Annotated in this window: 17 protein-coding genes; 4 read left to right on the top strand and 13 right to left on the bottom strand. The window is 56.3% G+C overall.

The window, feature by feature from the left end; all coding sequences use genetic code 11:
* Positions 1–39 precede the first annotated feature (39 nt).
* Genes lolE through lolC form a run of 3 tightly spaced genes read right to left on the bottom strand, consistent with a single transcriptional unit; the run spans position 40 to position 3,177 of the window.
* Positions 40–1,284, bottom strand: a complete 1,245-nt coding sequence (gene lolE / locus BM007_RS04125) for a lipoprotein-releasing ABC transporter permease subunit LolE (RefSeq protein WP_032650869.1) — start codon at positions 1,282–1,284, stop codon at positions 40–42.
* Positions 1,284–1,985: a lipoprotein-releasing ABC transporter ATP-binding protein LolD gene (lolD, locus tag BM007_RS04130; RefSeq protein ID WP_090417346.1), complete on the bottom strand. Its 702-nt coding sequence runs from the start codon at positions 1,983–1,985 to the stop codon at positions 1,284–1,286. The genes lolE and lolD overlap by 1 nt, the downstream gene beginning before the upstream one ends.
* On the bottom strand, positions 1,978–3,177 hold the full coding sequence (gene lolC / locus BM007_RS04135; RefSeq protein ID WP_024908607.1) for a lipoprotein-releasing ABC transporter permease subunit LolC: 1,200 nt from the start codon (positions 3,175–3,177) through the stop codon (positions 1,978–1,980). Before lolC ends, lolD begins: the two co-directional genes overlap by 8 nt.
* 256 nt (positions 3,178–3,433) lie before the next feature.
* Between lolC and BM007_RS04140 the strand changes: the two genes are divergently transcribed.
* The 3 genes from BM007_RS04140 to BM007_RS04150 all read left to right on the top strand — a co-directional run bounded on the left by BM007_RS04140 (position 3,434) and on the right by BM007_RS04150 (position 9,217).
* Positions 3,434–4,507, top strand: a complete 1,074-nt coding sequence (locus BM007_RS04140; protein ID WP_090417349.1) for an acyltransferase family protein — start codon at positions 3,434–3,436, stop codon at positions 4,505–4,507.
* A gap of 149 nt (positions 4,508–4,656) precedes the next feature.
* The gene (gene mfd, locus BM007_RS04145) at positions 4,657–8,103 is read left to right on the top strand and encodes a transcription-repair coupling factor (protein WP_090417351.1); all 3,447 of its coding nucleotides are present in this window, start codon (positions 4,657–4,659) and stop codon (positions 8,101–8,103) included.
* A gap of 148 nt (positions 8,104–8,251) precedes the next feature.
* A complete protein-coding gene (locus tag BM007_RS04150; protein WP_032650862.1) occupies positions 8,252–9,217 on the top strand; it encodes a L,D-transpeptidase LdtC in 966 nt (321 codons plus the stop codon).
* A gap of 75 nt (positions 9,218–9,292) precedes the next feature.
* Here BM007_RS04150 and bhsA read toward each other — a convergent pair whose 3' ends face one another.
* Positions 9,293–9,550 carry a multiple stress resistance protein BhsA gene (gene bhsA, locus BM007_RS04155; protein WP_045910210.1) on the bottom strand — a complete coding sequence of 86 codons (258 nt, stop codon included), beginning with the start codon at positions 9,548–9,550 and terminating at the stop codon, positions 9,293–9,295.
* Between the two features lie 244 nt (positions 9,551–9,794).
* Here bhsA and BM007_RS04160 point away from each other — a divergent pair, with 244 nt between their 5' ends.
* Positions 9,795–10,430 carry a TetR/AcrR family transcriptional regulator gene (locus BM007_RS04160; RefSeq protein ID WP_024909039.1) on the top strand — a complete coding sequence of 212 codons (636 nt, stop codon included), beginning with the start codon at positions 9,795–9,797 and terminating at the stop codon, positions 10,428–10,430.
* Positions 10,431–10,489: 59 nt separating this feature from the next.
* Here the strand turns inward: BM007_RS04160 and BM007_RS04165 are convergent, their stop codons facing one another.
* The 9 genes from BM007_RS04165 to ptsG form a co-directional block, all read right to left on the bottom strand.
* The gene (locus BM007_RS04165; RefSeq protein ID WP_008500779.1) at positions 10,490–11,029 is read right to left on the bottom strand and encodes a glycine zipper 2TM domain-containing protein; all 540 of its coding nucleotides are present in this window, start codon (positions 11,027–11,029) and stop codon (positions 10,490–10,492) included.
* A 193-nt stretch (positions 11,030–11,222) separates the two neighbouring features.
* Positions 11,223–12,527, bottom strand: a complete 1,305-nt coding sequence (locus BM007_RS04170) for an NAD(P)/FAD-dependent oxidoreductase (protein WP_024909038.1) — start codon at positions 12,525–12,527, stop codon at positions 11,223–11,225.
* Positions 12,528–12,765: 238 nt separating this feature from the next.
* Positions 12,766–13,308, bottom strand: coding sequence for an alpha/beta hydrolase YcfP (gene ycfP, locus BM007_RS04175; RefSeq protein ID WP_008500781.1), 543 nt, complete (start codon positions 13,306–13,308; stop codon positions 12,766–12,768).
* A gap of 34 nt (positions 13,309–13,342) precedes the next feature.
* Positions 13,343–14,368: a beta-N-acetylhexosaminidase gene (gene nagZ, locus BM007_RS04180; RefSeq protein WP_024909037.1), complete on the bottom strand. Its 1,026-nt coding sequence runs from the start codon at positions 14,366–14,368 to the stop codon at positions 13,343–13,345.
* Between the two features lie 11 nt (positions 14,369–14,379).
* Positions 14,380–15,204: a thiamine kinase gene (thiK, locus tag BM007_RS04185; RefSeq protein WP_090417353.1), complete on the bottom strand. Its 825-nt coding sequence runs from the start codon at positions 15,202–15,204 to the stop codon at positions 14,380–14,382.
* Positions 15,185–15,832, bottom strand: coding sequence for a penicillin-binding protein activator LpoB (gene lpoB / locus BM007_RS04190; protein ID WP_024909035.1), 648 nt, complete (start codon positions 15,830–15,832; stop codon positions 15,185–15,187). Before lpoB ends, thiK begins: the two co-directional genes overlap by 20 nt.
* Before the next feature lie 10 nt (positions 15,833–15,842).
* Positions 15,843–16,217, bottom strand: a complete 375-nt coding sequence (locus BM007_RS04195) for a YcfL family putative periplasmic lipoprotein (protein WP_024909034.1) — start codon at positions 16,215–16,217, stop codon at positions 15,843–15,845.
* Between the two features lies 1 nt (position 16,218).
* Complete coding sequence (gene hinT, locus BM007_RS04200; RefSeq protein ID WP_006809243.1) at positions 16,219–16,578, bottom strand: purine nucleoside phosphoramidase; 360 nt, start codon at positions 16,576–16,578, stop codon at positions 16,219–16,221.
* 247 nt (positions 16,579–16,825) lie between these two features.
* Positions 16,826–18,259: a PTS glucose transporter subunit IIBC gene (ptsG, locus tag BM007_RS04205; RefSeq protein ID WP_023311158.1), complete on the bottom strand. Its 1,434-nt coding sequence runs from the start codon at positions 18,257–18,259 to the stop codon at positions 16,826–16,828.
* Positions 18,260–18,551: the final 292 nt, after the last annotated feature.

Raw genomic sequence — 18,551 nt, forward strand, 5'->3', positions numbered from 1 at the left:
TCGATCTGGCGACCCGAAAGCCGCTAGATCATGACGTAATTACTGGCCACTTAATACCCTCGCCGGATCAATTCGGCTTGCGCGACGCGCCGGATACCAGCTTGCCAGCAGACTCAGTAAAAGTGCTGTAAGCAGCACATAAAAAACATCCAGCCAGTGCAGCTCAGACGGCAGGAAGTCAATAAAATAGATATCACCCGACAGGAACTGGTGACCAATAAGCTTTTCAATGCCGTTGATAATCGGCGTCAGCTGCAGGGAAACCACCACGCCAATCACCACGCCGCACAGGCTGCCGAACAGACCCGCCAGCAAACCGTACCAGACGAAGATGGCGCGAATAAGACCGTCTTTTGCTCCGAGGGTACGCAGCACGGCGATGTCGCCGCTCTTGTCCTTGACCGCCATGACCAGCGTCGAGACGATATTAAAGCACGCCACACCAATCACCAGCACCATCGCCAGATACATAATGGCGCGGATCATCTGGATATCACGGTACATATACCCGTAAGTGCCAATCCAGCTTTTGATGTAGACATAGTTATTGGTCACGCTGCCCGCATCGCGTACCAGCTTGTTGGCGTTAAAGACGTCGTTCACCTTAATGGCAATACCCGTCACGCTGTCGCCCATGTCGAGATACTGGCGCGCATCTTCCATCGGCACCATGGCGAAGCTGTGATCGAGCTGACCGCTCAATTGAAGAATACCGGTGACGTGCAGGCGCACGCGCTTAGGCTGCTGCAGTTTGTGATCGGCGCTGGCGTTGGGGATCATGATTGACACCCAGTCGCCCTGCTTCACCTTCAGGGCATCGGCCACGCCTTTACCCATGATGATCTGCTGCTCGCCCGCCTTGAAGTTGGCCCACGCGCCGTTCTGCACATAGTTCGGCAGCGCGCTGAGACGCGCTTCCTGGACGGGGTTGACTCCTTTCACCTGAATGGCGCGCAGGTTTACCCCGCTCTCCACCAGCCCGGTAAAGTTAATATAGGGCGCGGCCGCGGCGATGCCCGGCACTTTTTCAACTTTGGCGAGCGCATCGCTCCAGTTCGTCCATGGCTGGTTAACCGGCTCGATCTCCCCATGCGGCACGACCGCCAGAATGCGGTTATTCAGCTCGCGCTCAAAACCGTTCATCGCGCTTAAGCCGACAATCAGCACCGCCACACCCAGCGCAATACCGATGGTCGAGATGACGGAGATCAGCGACACCATGCCGCCGCGACGGCGGCCGCGGCTAAAACGTAAACCGATGAGTAACGATAACGGTGACGCCATTACTCTGCTCCCATCAGGGTCAGTTCCGCGTTCAGATGGCCGTCGCGCATCTCAAGCTGACGCCTCATGCGTTTTGCCAGCTGCAGATCGTGGGTCACCACCAGAAACGCGGTGCCCTGCGAGGCGTTCAGCTCGCCCAGAAGCTGGAAAATACTGTCCGCATTGCGGGCATCCAGGTTACCGGTAGGCTCATCCGCCAGCACCAGACGCGGGTTGTTGACCAGCGCACGGGCAATCGCCACGCGCTGGCGCTCGCCGCCGGAAAGCTCAGAGGGACGATGGTTGCCGCGATGGCCCAGCCCTACCGCTTTCAGCATGTCGCTGGCGCGGGCGTTAATTTCTGCCGGTTTCTTTTTGCCAATCAGCAGCGGCATCGCCACGTTTTCCAGCGCCGTGAAATCCGGCAGCAGGTGGTGGAACTGGTAGATAAAGCCCAGCTCGCGGTTGCGCAGCTCGGCCTTCGCCGCGGAGGACATTTTGCTCATCGGCTGGCCGGAGAAAATCACGTCGCCGTTGGTTGGCGTATCCAGCCCGCCCAGCAGATGCAGCAGCGTACTTTTGCCCGAGCCGGAGCTGCCGACAATCGCCATCATCTCGCCTTCACCCACGCTAAAGCTCACATTGTGCAGCACGTCGGTTTGCACAGTGCCTTCCTGATAGCGTTTGGACAGGTTGTCGCATTGCAACAGGATCTTATTCATAACGTAAAGCCTCAGCGGGTTGAGTGGCGGCGGCGCGCCAGGAAGGATAAAGCGTAGAAAGCAGCGCAATGGCCATCGCGGCCAGCGCAATACCGACCACCTGCAGCGGCTCGATAGCCACCGGCAGCGCCGCGCCGTCAAGCAGCGCGCCGATGATCGGCATTAAGTTATTGAGCTGGCTGGCAAGCAATGCCCCCAGCACGGCGCCGAGCAGCGCGCCGATGATACCGGCACTGGCCCCCTGCACCATAAACACCGCCATGATCTGGCGCGGCGTGAGCCCCTGGGTTTGCAGGATGGCGACTTCGCCCTGCTTCTCCATCACCATAAGGCCCAGCGAGGTAATGATGTTAAATGCGGCTACGGCCACGATCAGGCTCAGCAGCAGCCCCATCATGTTTTTTTCCATCCGCACGGCCTGGAACAATTCGCCTTTGCGCTCGCGCCAATCCTGCCATTTGGTGCCGTCCGGCAGTTTTTGCTGGCTGAGGGTATCGACCTTCAGCGGCGCGTCGAGCCACAGGCGCCAGCCGGTGATATTCCCCGCCGGGTAGCGCATCAGGCGTGAAGCATCCTGAATGTTCACCAGCATCTGGTAGCCATCGACTTCGCTGTTAGCGGCAAAGGTACCAATCACGTTGAACAGGCGCTGGCTTGGCAGGCGCCCCATCGGCGTAAACTGGCTGGCAGAAGGTACCATCACCCGCAGCTGGTCGCCACGGTTGACGCCAAGCTGGCCGGCAAGCTGTTCACCCAGAATCACGTTGTATTTTCCGGCTTCCAGATCGGTCTGCTTCACGTTAACCAGATACGGCGTCAGCGGATCGTTTTGCGCCGGGTCGATACCCAGCATCACGCCGACCGCCACGCTTCGGGCGCTTTGCAGCACCACGTCACCGGTGGTCAACGGCGCAACGCGCGTGACGCCCTGTAACTTCGCCGCGCTTTCCGGCAGCTGCTGTGGGTTAACCGAACCGTTAGTCGATGAGAGAACGGCCTGCGGCATCAGCCCCAGGATGTTGTTTTGCAGCTCGCGCTCAAAGCCATTCATGACGGAAAGCACCGTCACCAGTGCCATCACGCCAAGCGTAATGCCAATAGTCGAAAGCCAGGAGACAAAGCGACCGAAGCGGTCCGCGGCGCGCCCACGCATGTAGCGTAAGCCTATGAAGAGTGCGACAGGTTGATACATGAAATCCGTCTGTTTGCTGATAGCAGACCCACGAGTATATAAGCGAATCCGTTAAGCGTAAATGACTGAAACAGTAAGCTTTGGTAATCATTTTTCCGAAAAATTCAGATAAATCAGGGTGCTATTGTCTGAATACTCACCTCGCGACCTCCACCTTTTCCGAAAAACCTCCTGATACAGACTGTTACCCATTACATCCTGGTGTCGTTTTACAACAATTGCTCGTTCGTTTATGGCAATAAGGTAGTGGCGAACAATGAAGCAAAAAGCATTATGGATTAACCAGATAAAAGGGCTGTGTATCTGCCTGGTGGTTATCTATCATTCGGTTATCACGTTTTATCCGCATCTGATCGGGCTGCAACACCCGCTCTCCGGCCTTCTCGCCAAATGCTGGGTCTATTTTAACCTTTATCTCGCACCGTTTCGCATGCCGGTCTTCTTCTTTATCTCCGGCTACCTGATCCGTCGTTATATTGACGAGGTGGACTGGCGAACCAGTCTCGACAAACGGATCTGGAGCATTGTCTGGGTGCTGGCGCTGTGGGGCGTCCTGCAATGGCAGGCGTTGACCCACCTGAACGCCTGGCTGGCGCCCGAGCGTGAGCTTGCCACCTCGTCGAACGCGGCCTACGCCGACTCGCTCTCAGGATTTGTGCAAGGCATGCTCACCGCCAGCACCAGCCTGTGGTATCTGTATGCTCTGGTAGTCTACTTCACGCTGTGTAAACTGCTGAGCCGCTGGAAGCTGCCGGTACTGGGGCTGCTGGCGCTGGCAAGCATCGCGATCAACTTCCTTCCGCTGCCGTGGTGGGGAATGAACAGCGTGGTACGCAACATGATCTACTACAGCCTCGGGGCGTGGTATGGCGCAGCGCTGATGGCGTGGATGAAAAGCGTCAACCTGCGCCGCATCTGGCTGGCAACCGGCGCTTTCGCCGCCGTCTCCGTGGTGCTGTGGTTTGCTAACGTTCCGCTGCTGCTCTCATTGCTGTCGATTGTGTTGATCATGAAGCTGTTCTATAGCCTTGAGCAGCGCTATGCCGTTCACCCGAACAATCTGCTGAACGTGATTGGCTCAAACACCATTGCGATTTATACCACCCACCGCATCCTGATTGAGGCCTTTAGCCTGTTCCTGATCGGCGAGATGAATGCCGCTTACTGGCCGGTCTGGGCCGAGCTATCCCTAATTCTTGTCTATCCGTTTGCCAGCCTGCTGATCTGTACCCTGGCCGGACTCGGGGTGCGTAAGATCTCCACCGCGCTGTTTGGCGATGTTTTCTTCTCTCCTCCCGCTACGCTGACCCTGTCACCTTCAACGCGTTAATGCCCTCTCCGCCCCCGTTTCGGGGGCGTTTAGCCCTGCCGTGCGGTTACGATTTGCTTATGTAAAACGATCGAGGATAATAAAGACATTGCGTATCAGTGATATGCCCCAATACTGTTGGTATATCCATAAGAGACTCTGACATAGCCATGCCTGAACACTATCGTTATTCCTTACCTGTCAAAGCGGGCGACCAGCGCCAGCTGGGTGAACTCACGGGCGCGGCGTGCGCCACGCTGGTGGCGGAAATCGCCGAGCGTCATCCAGGCCCGGTGATTCTGGTTGCCCCGGATATGCAAAACGCCCTGCGCCTGCACGACGAAATTCGCCAGTTCACCGATAATCTGGTGTTCAGCCTGGCCGACTGGGAAACGCTGCCGTATGACAGCTTCTCTCCGCATCAGGAGATTATCTCCTCGCGCCTGTCGACGCTCTATCAACTCCCGACCATGCAGCGCGGCGTGCTGATTGTGCCGGTGAACACCCTGATGCAGCGCGTCTGTCCGCACAGCTATCTGCACGGTCACGCGCTGGTGATGAAAAAAGGCCAGCGCCTGTCCCGTGATGCCCTGCGGGCGCAGCTTGACGGGGCCGGCTATCGCCACGTCGACCAGGTGATGGAGCACGGGGAATACGCGACCCGCGGCGCGCTGCTCGACCTTTACCCGATGGGCAGCGACCAGCCGTATCGTCTGGACTTTTTCGATGATGAAATCGACAGCCTGCGCGTCTTCGACGCCGACACGCAGCGCACGCTGGAAGAAGTGGAGTTCATCAATTTACTGCCCGCGCATGAGTTCCCCACGGACAAAACCGCTATCGAACTGTTTCGCAGCCAGTGGCGCGATAAGTTCGAGGTGAAGCGCGACGCGGAACATATTTATCAGCAGGTCAGTAAAGGCACGCTGCCTGCCGGGATCGAATACTGGCAGCCGCTGTTCTTCAACGAGCCGCTCCCTGCCCTGTTCAGCTACTTCCCGGCGAATACGCTGATTGTTAATACCGGGGATATCGACGCCAGCGCCAGCCGCTTTGAAAGCGAAACCCGCGCGCGCTTCGAAAACCGGGGCGTTGACCCGATGCGCCCGCTGCTGCCGCCGGAAGCGCTGTGGCTGCGCACCGACGAGCTCAACGCCGAGCTGAAGCGCTGGCCGCGCATGCAGCTGAAAACTGATTCGCTTGCCGACAAGGCCGCCAACACCAACCTCGCCTTCCGAACGCTGCCGGACCTGGCCGTTCAGGCGCAGCAGAAATCCCCGCTGGATAGTCTGCGCAAGTTTCTGGAGTCCTTTACCGGCCCGGTGGTGTTCTCCGTTGAGAGTGAAGGCCGCCGCGAAGCGTTAGGTGAGCTGCTGGGACGCATTAAGGTGGCGCCGAAGCGCATCCTGCGCCTGAGCGAAGCGACCGGAAACGGTCGTTACCTGATGATTGGCGCCGCCGAGCACGGTTTTATCGACACGCTCAATAACCTGGCGCTGATTTGCGAAAGCGACCTGCTGGGCGAGCGCGTCGCACGCCGCCGTCAGGACAGCCGTCGGACCATCAACCCGGACACGCTGATCCGTAACCTGGCCGAGCTGCACCCGGGCCAGCCGATTGTTCACCTGGAGCATGGCGTTGGACGCTATCAGGGGATGACCACGCTGGAAGCGGGCGGCATTAAAGGTGAATACCTGATGCTGACCTACGCTAACGACGCCAAACTGTATGTTCCGGTGTCGTCCCTGCATCTGATCAGCCGCTACGCGGGCGGTGCCGAAGAGAACGCGCCGCTGCACAAGCTGGGCGGCGATGCCTGGGCGCGCGCGCGCCAGAAGGCCGCGGAAAAAGTGCGCGACGTGGCCGCCGAGCTGCTGGATATTTACGCCCAGCGCGCGGCCAAAGAGGGCTTCGCCTTTAAGCATGATAAGGAACAGTACCAACTGTTTTGTGACAGCTTCCCGTTTGAAACCACGCCGGATCAGGCTCAGGCCATCAACGCCGTGCTGAGCGACATGTGCCAGCCGCTGGCAATGGACCGCTTAGTCTGCGGCGACGTTGGCTTCGGCAAAACCGAAGTGGCGATGCGCGCCGCCTTCCTTGCGGTCGAAAACAACAAGCAGGTGGCGGTGCTGGTGCCGACCACCCTGCTCGCTCAGCAGCACTTCGACAACTTCCGCGACCGCTTCGCCAACTGGCCGGTTCGCATCGAGATGCTGTCGCGTTTTCGCAGCACCAAAGAGCAGACCCAGATTCTGGAACAGGCCAGCGAGGGTAAAATCGACATTCTGATCGGCACCCACAAGCTGCTGCAAAGCGACGTGAAGTGGAAAGATCTGGGGCTGCTGATCGTCGACGAAGAGCACCGCTTCGGGGTGCGTCATAAAGAGCGCATCAAAGCGATGCGCGCCGACGTCGACATCCTGACCCTGACCGCAACGCCGATCCCGCGAACCCTGAACATGGCGATGAGCGGCATGCGCGATCTGTCTATTATCGCCACGCCGCCGGCGCGCCGTCTGGCGGTGAAAACCTTCGTCCGCGAGTACGATAATCTGGTGGTGCGTGAGGCCATTCTGCGTGAAGTGCTTCGCGGGGGGCAGGTCTATTACCTCTACAACGACGTGGAAAATATCCAGAAAGCGGCGGACAGGCTGGCGGAGCTGGTACCGGAAGCGCGCATTGCTATCGGCCACGGGCAGATGCGCGAGCGCGAGCTGGAACGGGTGATGAACGACTTCCACCATCAGCGCTTTAACGTGCTGGTGTGCACCACCATTATCGAAACCGGGATCGACATTCCGACAGCGAACACCATCATCATTGAACGCGCGGATCACTTTGGTCTGGCGCAGCTTCACCAGCTGCGCGGCCGCGTCGGACGTTCGCACCATCAGGCCTACGCCTGGCTGCTGACGCCGCATCCGAAAGCGATGACCACCGACGCGCAAAAGCGTCTGGAAGCCATCGCCTCGCTGGAAGACCTCGGCGCAGGCTTTGCGCTGGCCACGCACGATCTCGAGATCCGCGGTGCCGGCGAACTGCTGGGTGAAGACCAGAGCGGCTCGATGGAAACCATCGGCTTCTCGCTCTATATGGAGCTGCTGGAGAACGCGGTTGATGCCCTGAAGGCCGGACGCGAGCCGTCGCTGGAAGACCTCACCAGCCAGCAGACCGAGGTCGAGCTGCGTATGCCTTCCCTGCTGCCGGATGATTTCATTCCGGACGTGAATACCCGACTCTCATTCTACAAACGCATCGCCAGCGCGAAGAAGGAGAACGAGCTGGAAGAGATCAAGGTTGAGCTTATCGATCGCTTTGGTCTGCTGCCCGATGCGGCGAGAAATTTGCTGGATATCGCGAGACTGCGCCAGCAGGCGCAGAAGCTGGGGATTCGCAAGCTCGAAGGCAATGAAAAAGGCGGCGTGATTGAATTCGCCGAGAAGAACCACGTCAACCCGATGTGGCTCATCGGTCTGCTGCAAAAACAGCCGCAGCATTTCCGTCTGGATGGCCCAACCCGTCTGAAATTTACCCAGGAGCTGACGGAGCGCAAAACCCGTATGGACTGGGTGCGTAACTTTATGCGTCAGCTGGAAGAGAACGCGATCGCATAACCTCCATTCCCCCTGTTAGCCCAGCGCTACAGGGGGACAATTTACAAACTCTTTGCACTTCACCCGATCTTCCCGACATACCCATTCGCCATAATTATGTTTAACGCCTTATAAAACAATAACCTTATCATTTACATGGATTATGGTGATGATGACCTCTTCGCGTTTTACTCGCTGGTTAACCCTGTTTGCGCTGGCAGCCACCGTCGCGGTGGCGCTTCCCGCTCGCGCAAACACCTGGCCCCTTCCCCCTCCCGGCAGCAAGGTGGTGGGTGAAAACCGCTTTCATGTGGTTGAAAATAATGGCGGTTCGCTGGAAGCGATTGCCAAAAAATATAACGTCGGTTTTCTGGCCCTGCTGCAGGCGAACCCCGGCGTCGATCCTTACGTCCCGCGCGCGGGCAGCGTGTTGACTATCCCGCTACAGACGATCCTGCCGGACGCTCCGCGCGAGGGGATGGTGATAAACCTGGCCGAGCTCCGTCTGTACTATTACCCGCCGGGTAAAAACGAAGTGACGGTCTACCCGATTGGTATTGGTCAGCTGGGCGGCGACACCCTGACGCCGACGATGGTCACCACCGTCTCGGATAAACGCGCGAATCCAACCTGGACCCCGACGGCCAATATTCGTGCCCGCTATAAAGCTCAGGGCATTGATCTTCCAGCCGTGGTGCCGGCAGGCCCGGATAACCCAATGGGACACCACGCGATCCGCCTGGCAGCCTACGGTGGTGTTTACCTGCTGCACGGCACGAATGCGGACTTTGGCATCGGCATGCGCGTCAGTTCCGGATGTATTCGTCTGCGCGATGACGATATCAAAACGCTGTTTAACGTCGTTACGCCGGGAACCAAAGTGAATATCATCAATACGCCGATTAAGGTTTCTGAGGAGCCGGGCGGCGTGCGGCTGGTCGAAATTCACCAGCCGCTATCGAAAAACATTGGCGATGATCCGCAGACGCTGCCCATTAACCTGAATGCCGCGATGGTAAGCTTCAAAACGAATGCGAATACCAACAGCGTGGTGATGGAGCGCGCAATGGAGGCCCGCTCAGGCATGCCGACCGATGTCACCCGGCATCATGATGTAATCCAGCAATCGATGTAAATCATAAATAAAAAAACGCCCTGCTCAGCAGGGCGTTTTTTATTGCAGTGGCATAAATGAGGGTTTATGCCCGGCTTATTTGTAGATGACGGCGGTGCCGTGCAGGGTGTTAGGACCGGTCACAGAGGTGATGCGGTAAGATTTAGCACCCATCTCTTCCGCTTTTTGTGCCAGCTGATCTTCCAGGGACCCCAGGTTAGTACCGGCAGACGCAGAGATCGTCCCGACTTTATGCTGATCGACCGGGGTGGACTGTACTTGTACAGCCGCAAAGCTTGCGAAAGAAAGTGAACTCAAAACAGCAGCAGCGATGAGGGTTTTTACGTTTTTCATGATGTTTACCTTTAGCAGATGAATTTGGAAGTCGTTATCTATTTAGTTAACGATCGATAGGTAAATCATAAATGTGATCCAGGTCACGCGTCAACATAATTTTATAATGACCATTAACTTAATTTTAAAGTCGTTATTTTTCATATAGATATGATTAATATATTTTTAAGCATTCAGCACTGGTGGTGGGTTGCGTTTATTTTTATAATGGTTATTCACCAAACCAACAGAGGACCAACGGCACATGACAACCGACGTCACGAGTTGTGCGAAGAAAAGCCGTGGCCGACCAAAAGTGTTTGACAGGGATGCAGCGCTTGATAAGGCCATGACTCTCTTCTGGCAACATGGGTATGAAGCAACCTCGCTTTCCGATCTGGTAGAAGCTACCGGAGCCAAAGCGCCGACGCTGTATGCCGAGTTTACCAATAAAGAGGGGCTGTTCAGGGCGGTGCTGGACAGATACATTTCGCGCTTTGCGGCGAAACATGAAGCCCAGCTATTTTGTGAAGAGAAAAGCGTCGAACAGGCGCTTCGGGATTACTTCACCGCCGTCGCGACCTGCTTCACCAGTAAAGAGACGCCTGCGGGCTGCTTTATGATTAACACCTCTGCCACCCTGGCGGCGTCCTCGAAAGAGATTGCCAATACGGTGAAATCGCGGCATGCCATGCAGGAGGAGACGCTCAGCGCCTTTCTGGCTCAGCGCCAGCAGCGCGGTGAAATCCCTGCGCAATGCAACCCTCAGCTGCTGGCGCAATACCTGAGCTGTATTTTGCAGGGGATGTCGATCAGCGCCCGTGAAGGGGCTACGCTGGAAAAACTGCAGAATATTAGCGAAACCACGCTGCGACTGTGGCCTGAGCTACTGAAAATCTGAAGCAAAAAAAAGCTCCTCAGCCTGAGCGCATGAGGAGCTAAATTCAGAGAACATCTTTTTTACACTTTGTTATTCAGAACCAGCTGGCCATTTCCATCCAGTGGAATTTGCGTGCCCGGGTCTTTATCCATGCGGATTTTGCCCTGCTGATCGCCAATTTTGTACGTCACGTCATAGCCCAGCATTTTTTCCGACTTGTCATAGACGGTTTTGCAGCGTTGCTGAGTCGTGGTGTAAGTATCGTTATCCTGCATCGCGCCCTGTACCTGGTTACCGGCATAGCCGCCACCCAGCGCGCCGACCACGGTCGCCACATCTTTACCCCGGCCGCCGCCGAACTGGTGACCAATCACGCCACCCGCTACCGCGCCCAGAACAGAACCGGCAATACGGTTTTCATCCTGCACCGGACGACGGTGCGTCACGGAGACGTTACGGCACTCCTGACGAGGCGTTTTTACCGTTTCTTTAATCGGTGTAGCAGAAACCACCTGCGCATACTGTGGGCCGCGATCTAATACGTTGAGACTGGCAACGGCAGCCACACCTAACGCAGCCGCGACGCCAATCCCTATACCCGCCAACATTGATTTATTCACGGGACTTCCTCCTTTGTTGCTATTGGTAACAATTTTGCAATGGAGGCATCGCTTCGCCAATAAGATAAAGGATCAAAAAAGGGGCGTTGAGAGGAGATATATTGTATTTAGGAGAACTCTTAAGCACTCAAAGTGTGATCTACAGCATGAAATGCTAAAAACTCCCTCCGGAGGACCCGGAGGGAGTGAAAGATTAGTGCAGCTTCAGACGCGGACGGATCACGCGGTTGATTCTGCCCACCAGCATCATCAGCCCGGTTTTGAAGTAGCCGTGCAGCGCAATCTGGTGCATGCGGTACAGGGAGATATACACGAAGCGGGCAATGCGCCCTTCTACCATCATTGAGCCGCGCATCAGGTTGCCCATCAGGCTGCCGACGGTAGAGAAGTTTGACAGAGACACCAGAGAACCATGGTCTTTGTAGACATAGGCCTTCATTGGCTTGCCTTTGTACTGCGCCAGAATGTTGTGCAGCACCAGGCTTGCCATCTGGTGAGCGGCCTGCGCGCGCGGCGGCACGAATCCACCTTCAGGACGCGCGCAGGAGGCACAGTCACCGATAGCAAAGATTTCAGGGTCACGCGTGGTTTGCAGCGTTGGCTCGGTGACCAGCTGGTTAATGCGGTTCGTTTCCAGACCGCCGATCTCTTTCATAAAGTCAGGCGCTTTGATACCTGCCGCCCAGACCATCAGATCCGCTTTGATATACTCGCCGTCTTTGGTGTGCAGGCCGCCTTCGTCGGCGCTGGTCACCATGGTCTGCGTCAGCACCCGCACGCCCAGTTTGGTGAGCTCATTGTGCGCCGCACCGGAAATACGCGGAGGCAGCGCAGGCAGAATGCGTTCACCCGCTTCGACCAGCGTGACGTTCAGCGCTTCGTTAGTTAACCCTTTGTAACCGTAGCTGTGCAGCTGTTTCACTGCATTGTGCAGCTCCGCAGACAGCTCAACGCCCGTCGCACCACCGCCGACAATGGCGATATTCACCTTACCGTTCGCACCCATATTGCTGGTGTACTTCAGGAACAGGTTCAGCATTTCCTGATGGAAACGACGCGCCTGGTGCGGGTTATCGAGGAAGATACAGTGCTCTTTCACGCCCGGCGTGTTGAAGTCGTTGGAGGTACTGCCCAGCGCCATGACCAGCGTGTCGTACGGCAGCTTGCGCTCAGGAACGAGCAGCTCCCCTTTTTCATCACGCAGTTCTGCCAGAGTGATGGTTTTGCTTTCACGGTTGATGTCCACCACCGAGCCCAGCTGGAACTGGAAATGGTGGTTGCGCGCGTGCGCCAGATAGCTGAGCGCGTCCACGCCCTCGTCCAGAGAACCGGTCGCCACTTCGTGCAGCAGCGGTTTCCACAGGTGGCTGTGGTTACGATCCACCAGCGTAATTTTGGCTTTTTTACCGCGACCCAGCTTCTTGCCCAGCTGTGTAGCCAGCTCCAGCCCGCCAGCACCACCGCCTACAATCACTATCTTTTTCAATGGCGTAGTCAACGTGACCCCCTCAAATTATTAACCAATTGTTAATTAAAAGTTATAAAAATAACCCTTAATTAACAACAGGTTACAGCACTGAAACCATTCAGGTGCATTGAGAATACCACGTCAGGCGCATTGGTCATACCAAAATTGATATGCATCAAGTTTTGATGGCTTAAAAGTAGACAATCTTGGTCAAAAAGAAAGCCCGGTACGCTTTCGCGGCCGGGCTTTGACGCCTGCGGATAAGGGATTAACCCAGCGTTTTAAACGCTTTGATACGCTGCAGATGCGGGGAGATGTTCTTGAACTTGTGGGTCTGTTCTTCGTCCCAGACGATCTCATAGTAATGATGCAGCAGTTCTGCTGCCCGATGGCTGTTGAGCGCTTCATCATTACGTGAAAGGATCACCAGGCAGCGGTCGCGGTTTTTCTCACGAAAATTGCTGACGCACTTGGTCGCAATATCGACATACTCTTCCGGGCGGTCAATTTTGCCTTCCATGTTCTCGTTCGGGAACAGGTTAGGATTGAACACCACCTGGCGAATGTCGCACAGGAAGCCAATCCGCTCCGCCCAGTAGCCGCCCAGCCCCACGCCGCAAATCAGCGGGCGATCGTCGACGTTGAGCTGCAACATCTTGTCCACCTCTTTGAGCAGATGCTGCATATCATGCTTCGGATGGCGCGTGCTGTAGCTGATCAACCGTACATCCGGATCGATAAACTGCAGCTGCAGCACCTTCTCATGATTACCAGGACTGTTTGAGTCAAAACCGTGTAAATAGATGATCATCGTCTTCTCACCACGCTACGCCTTCCGGGAGGGTTTACAGGCTGGCTTTATGTGCCTGCCAGCGCTCATTCAGGTCTTCAAGCCGGGCGTTGACCGTCTTCCAGCGCGCCGAATCCATCAGCTCCTGACGGCTAAATGAACCTTTATGATACAATTGTGTAACACGCTCTGCATTGATCGGCGACAGGTTATCCAGCACGCTCACGGCACCTTTACGATTATTGCAGACCAGGATCATATCGCAACCTGCATCCAGCGACGCCTGACCGCGTTCAGCGTAGCTGCCCATAATCGCCGCCCCTTCCATGGATAAATCGTCAGAGAAGATCACGCCATTGAAGCCCAGCTCCTGACGCAGAACGGTTTTCAGCCAGTGCGGAGAGCCGCTGGCAGGGCGCGGGTCAACGTCGCTGTAAATCACGTGCGCAGGCATAATGGCATCAAGCTTGTTGTCGGTGATAAGCGACCTGAACACCGACATATCTTTGGCGCGAATTTCCGCTTCCGGGCGCGGATCGCGCGGCGTCTCTTTGTGTGAATCCGCCGTCACCGCGCCGTGGCCCGGGAAGTGTTTACCGGTGGTTTTCATTCCGGCATCGTGCATACCGTCGATAAACCGGGTCGCCATGGCCAGCGCAATACGCGGATCTTCATGGTATGAACGCTCGCCAATGGCGGCGCTGATATGCCCCACGTCCAGAACCGGGGCAAAACTGATGTCGATATCCATGGCGATCATTTCGCTGGCCATCAGCCAGCCGGCCTCCTGCGCCAGTTTCCCCCCCTCTTCCGTGCCTAACAGCGCGGCAAAAGACTGGGCAGCCGGCAGGCGGGTAAACCCTTCGCGAAAACGCTGCACGCGGCCGCCTTCCTGATCGACGGCGACCACCAGATGATTGCGCGACGCGGCGCGGATCTGACGCACCAGCTCACGCAGCTGCGCCGGATCGTGATAGTTGCGGGTAAACAGGATCAGGCCACCCACCAGCGGATGCGCCAGAATTTCACGCTCCTCCGCATCCAGCTCAAACCCTTCTACATCCAACATGACTGGACCCACATCCACCTCTCTTATCCTTTCGTTTGTAACTGACGCCAGCCATCGTCTGCCAGCGCAATAAAGTGTTTGTCTCTTGACTGCCGATAGCGCATTTCAAACCAGCCAGCCATTAACATAACGACCCAGGGTCGCCAGCATCTGACCTGACGCCTCAGCGCCTCGGGGTCAATATGTGCCACCTGGGCGTAGTACCTGATGAGCATTTGCCGCACGGCGTCACTCTCCGTCCAGACTGCCGCCAGTTCCAGCGCCACATCGCCATCTCCGGCATACTCCCAGTCGATAAGCCTGATGCCCGCTGGCGTATGAACAATATTCCCGGCATGAACATCCATGTGCAGCGGCGCGAGCCGAATCGGCTGCGGCTCGCCCGTTTTACGCAGCCGCTTGAGATGTGCCAGCCACATTGGGGTGCGTCTGTCAGGCGCGGCCTGCTGCCAGTAGCGTTCCAGCAGCGGGTATAACGTGATTCGCCATCCCAGACGTGGCTGCCGATGCAGATGATACAGCATCGCCGCGAGCGCCGGCGTGTCCGGTAACGCGCTTTTAACGTCACCGTCCAGATAGTCGACGGCCATCCAGCCCTGTCTGAAAAAACGGGGGGCTGGCACGAGATCTGACGGAAGACGCCTCAGGGTGCGAAACTGACGACGGAAATGGGAGGCAGGCGCATAGGGGTCGTGATGTTGCCGCAAGACCAGACGGTGTTCGCCCTGCGCTATAATGCAACTCGCGCCGCCAAGCCCGGAGTGGGCCTGCGGCGCGATAAGGCGGTGCTGAGGAAAATAGCGCGTCAGAATCTCTTCACGCGTGCTGTCATTGTTGCGTAACCGCACCTTTACCTGACCAGATAATTTCGCCTGTCTGAACCAGCATCAGCTGCATCTGCAGGGCTGGGGTATTCACATTACCGGTGGCGTTAGAGTAAAGCACATACTGTGCGCCAACGTTACGGGCAATGCCGATCGCCTTGCTGCGTGTGCCGAGACTATCCTGCGGCGACAGGCCCAGCTGCTGTTTAGCTACCGCGAGCTGCTGAGCCGAGACCAGCGTAAACTTGCCGTTGTTAGCCAGAGCATTGCGCAGGGTTTCTGTCGCTTCGCCCGCGTTCAGTGAACCGTTGGTACGGTTGTTGACGCTGTCGACCAGCAATACGCTGCCCGCCGTCACGCCCTGCGCCTGCAGCATTTTACCGACCATCGGCTGCATTGCCCCATTCCAGTCGTAGTGGCGCACGCGCGGTGCAGGCTGCGACGTCTGGTCCGGATGCTCAATCGGGCCAGGCTGTGCCGGTATAGACGGTACGGACGGCACGGTTGGCTGCGGCTGCGTTGGCTGTGTCGGCTGTTCTGTGCCCGGTTTCGCCTCTTCCACAGGCGCAGGCTGTTCAGTTCGGGTCACACACCCCGCCAGGAACAGCGCGAAAGCTGTCACGAGCGCATAGCGGCTCAAGTTTTTAATCAAGGTTCACCCCTCAGAGATAAAGATAAAGTCTCACCTTATGCGCACCCAGATAGTTGGCGCTGCCATAGAGCGTTACCGACGACCTGGCCGGAATGGTGACGCTGCGCGGCGCCTCCAGCGGATGCATTTCGAGACCTCTTACGTCATACCAGAAAAAACGGTAGTGGACCGTCACGGGTTCGTGTCTTTCATTAAAGAGCGTAGAGGAGGCAGATGAGTTGATTTCACTGATGGTCAGCGCGGGCTGTTGCGCCGTGATGCCCGCGGCAAGCACGGAGGATTCCATGACCAGCGTCTGTTCATCGTTCACGGGGATCGCCGGGCGCGTGCTGCACCCCACAATCATCATCGTCACTACCAGCGCTGCAATACGCCCTTTACGCATGTCAAAGACCTTTATGTGCCAGCATCGGCCCCAGAGGACGTCCACCCAGCAGATGCATGTGAATATGATACACTTCCTGGCCACCATGACGATTGCAGTTCATGATCAGACGGTAACCGTCTTCTGCAATCCCTTCCTGTTCAGCGATTTTCGCGGCCACCGTCAGCATACGACCTAACGCCACTTCATGCTCGGTTTTTACGTCGTTTACAGTCGGAATCAGAATATTGGGAATGATAAGGATGTGCGTCGGGGCCTGAGGGGAAATGTCCCGGAAAGCCGTCACCAGTTCATCCTGATAGACGATATCCGACGGAATTTCGCGACGGATAATTTTACTGAAAATCGTTTCTTCAGCCATGACCTTTTCCTTTTTTGTTTAATCTGGCGCAATGCGTCCGCTGTAAACACACTCCCGGGATCGGTGTGTGACACAATTCAAGAGTATGAGCGAGTTTCTCCTGTCCTTTCAACCTCCTCCCTCGATTTCTTTCCTGAATGTTCATCAGCTGAGTGAAGAGTGACCGCTTGCGCGTCTCAGTGGCGTTTTTTACGACACAAATAAAAAAGGCAGCCATTCGGCTGCCTTAGTCTCCCCAGGTCACAACTTAGTTGCTGCGGATGTACTCATCCATTTCGGTTTTCAGGTTATCGGATTTGGTACCGAAGATTGCCTGTACACCAGAACCTGCAACAACTACGCCCGCTGCGCCCAGTTTTTTCAGACCCGGCTGGTCTACTTTCGCGACGTCGGCAACGCTCACACGCAGACGAGTGATGCACGCGTCCAGGTTAGTGATGTTCTCTTTACCACCGAACGCGGCAACCAGTGCAGGAGCCATTTCGCTGGTCGCGCCAGCTTTGCTGTCTTCTGTCGCATCTTCACGGCCTGGGGTTTTCAGGTCCAGTGCTTTAATCAGCACGCGGAAGATGGTGTAGTACACAACGGCGTAGCACGCACCGACGATTGGGAACAGCCACAGTTTGCTGCTGTTACCGGACAGAACGATGAAGTCGATCAGGCCGTGAGAGAAGGACGTACCGTCACGCATACCCAGCAGAATACAGATTGGGAACGCCAGGCCCGCCAGAATCGCGTGGATAACGTACAGGATCGGCGCAACGAACATGAAGGAGAACTCGATCGGCTCGGTGATACCGGTCAGGAACGAGGTCAACGCTGCGGAGATCATGATACCGCCCACTTTTGCACGGTTCTCTGGCTTCGCAGAGTGCCAGATAGCAATCGCCGCTGCTGGCAGACCGTACATTTTGAACAGGAAGCCACCAGACAGTTTACCTGCAGTTGGGTCACCCGCCATGTAACGTGGGATATCGCCGTGGAATACCTGGCCTGCTGCGTTGGTGAATTCACCAATCTGCATCTGGAATGGAACGTTCCAGATGTGGTGCAGACCGAATGGCACCAGGCAACGCTCGATGAAGCCGTAGATACCAAACGCCACAACCGGGTTCTGGTAAGCAGCCCACTGAGAGAAGGTCTGGATAGCGGAGCCGATTGGTGGCCAGATGAAGGACAGGATCACGCCAGTGAAAATCGCTGCCAGACCAGAGATGATCGGCACGAAACGCTTGCCCGCGAAGAAGCCCAGATACTCAGGCAGCTTGATGCGATAGAAGCGGTTGAACATATACGCTGCAATCGCACCGGAGATGATACCGCCCAGAACACCGGTGTCCGCCAGGTGTTTCGCGGCGATCTCTTCTGCCGGTAAATGCAGAACCAGCGGCGCAACCACAGCCATGGTTTTCACCATGATGCCGTAGGCAACCACTGCAGCCAGCGCAGAAACGCCGTCGTTATTGGTGAAGCCCAGAGCCACACCGATCGCGAAGATCAGCGGCATGTTAGCAAAGACAGAACCGCCTGCTTCGGCCATCACGTGGGACACTACGGCTGGCAGCCAGCTGAAGTTAGCAGAACCGACACCCAGCAGGATACCTGCAATAGGCAGTACGGATACTGGCAGCATCAGCGATTTACCGACCTTTTGCAGGTTAGCAAATGCATTCTTAAACATAATTGAGAGTGCTCCTGAGTATTTGTGCTTTTTTTACGCTTTCACGCATTGGCCCGGGGGGAGTACCGTGCCGTGGACAGGACATCTAAGCGCCCTTTATTTATTACACAGAGTAAAATAATTCCCTCTGAGTTTGTTTGACGGCTATCACGTTTCAGCTTAAGGCGGTCGAAAAACTTTCAGTTATTTACAAAAAGCATGTCCGGATGTGTCTAAAAACACCCTCACCGCCCCAAATGAGGCGGTGAACTTTACTCGCTTTACTTATTAATTACGAGCCTAAAAAAAACAG

The organism is Enterobacter sp. NFIX59, from assembly GCF_900113755.1.
Classification (GTDB): domain Bacteria; phylum Pseudomonadota; class Gammaproteobacteria; order Enterobacterales; family Enterobacteriaceae; genus Enterobacter; species Enterobacter pseudoroggenkampii.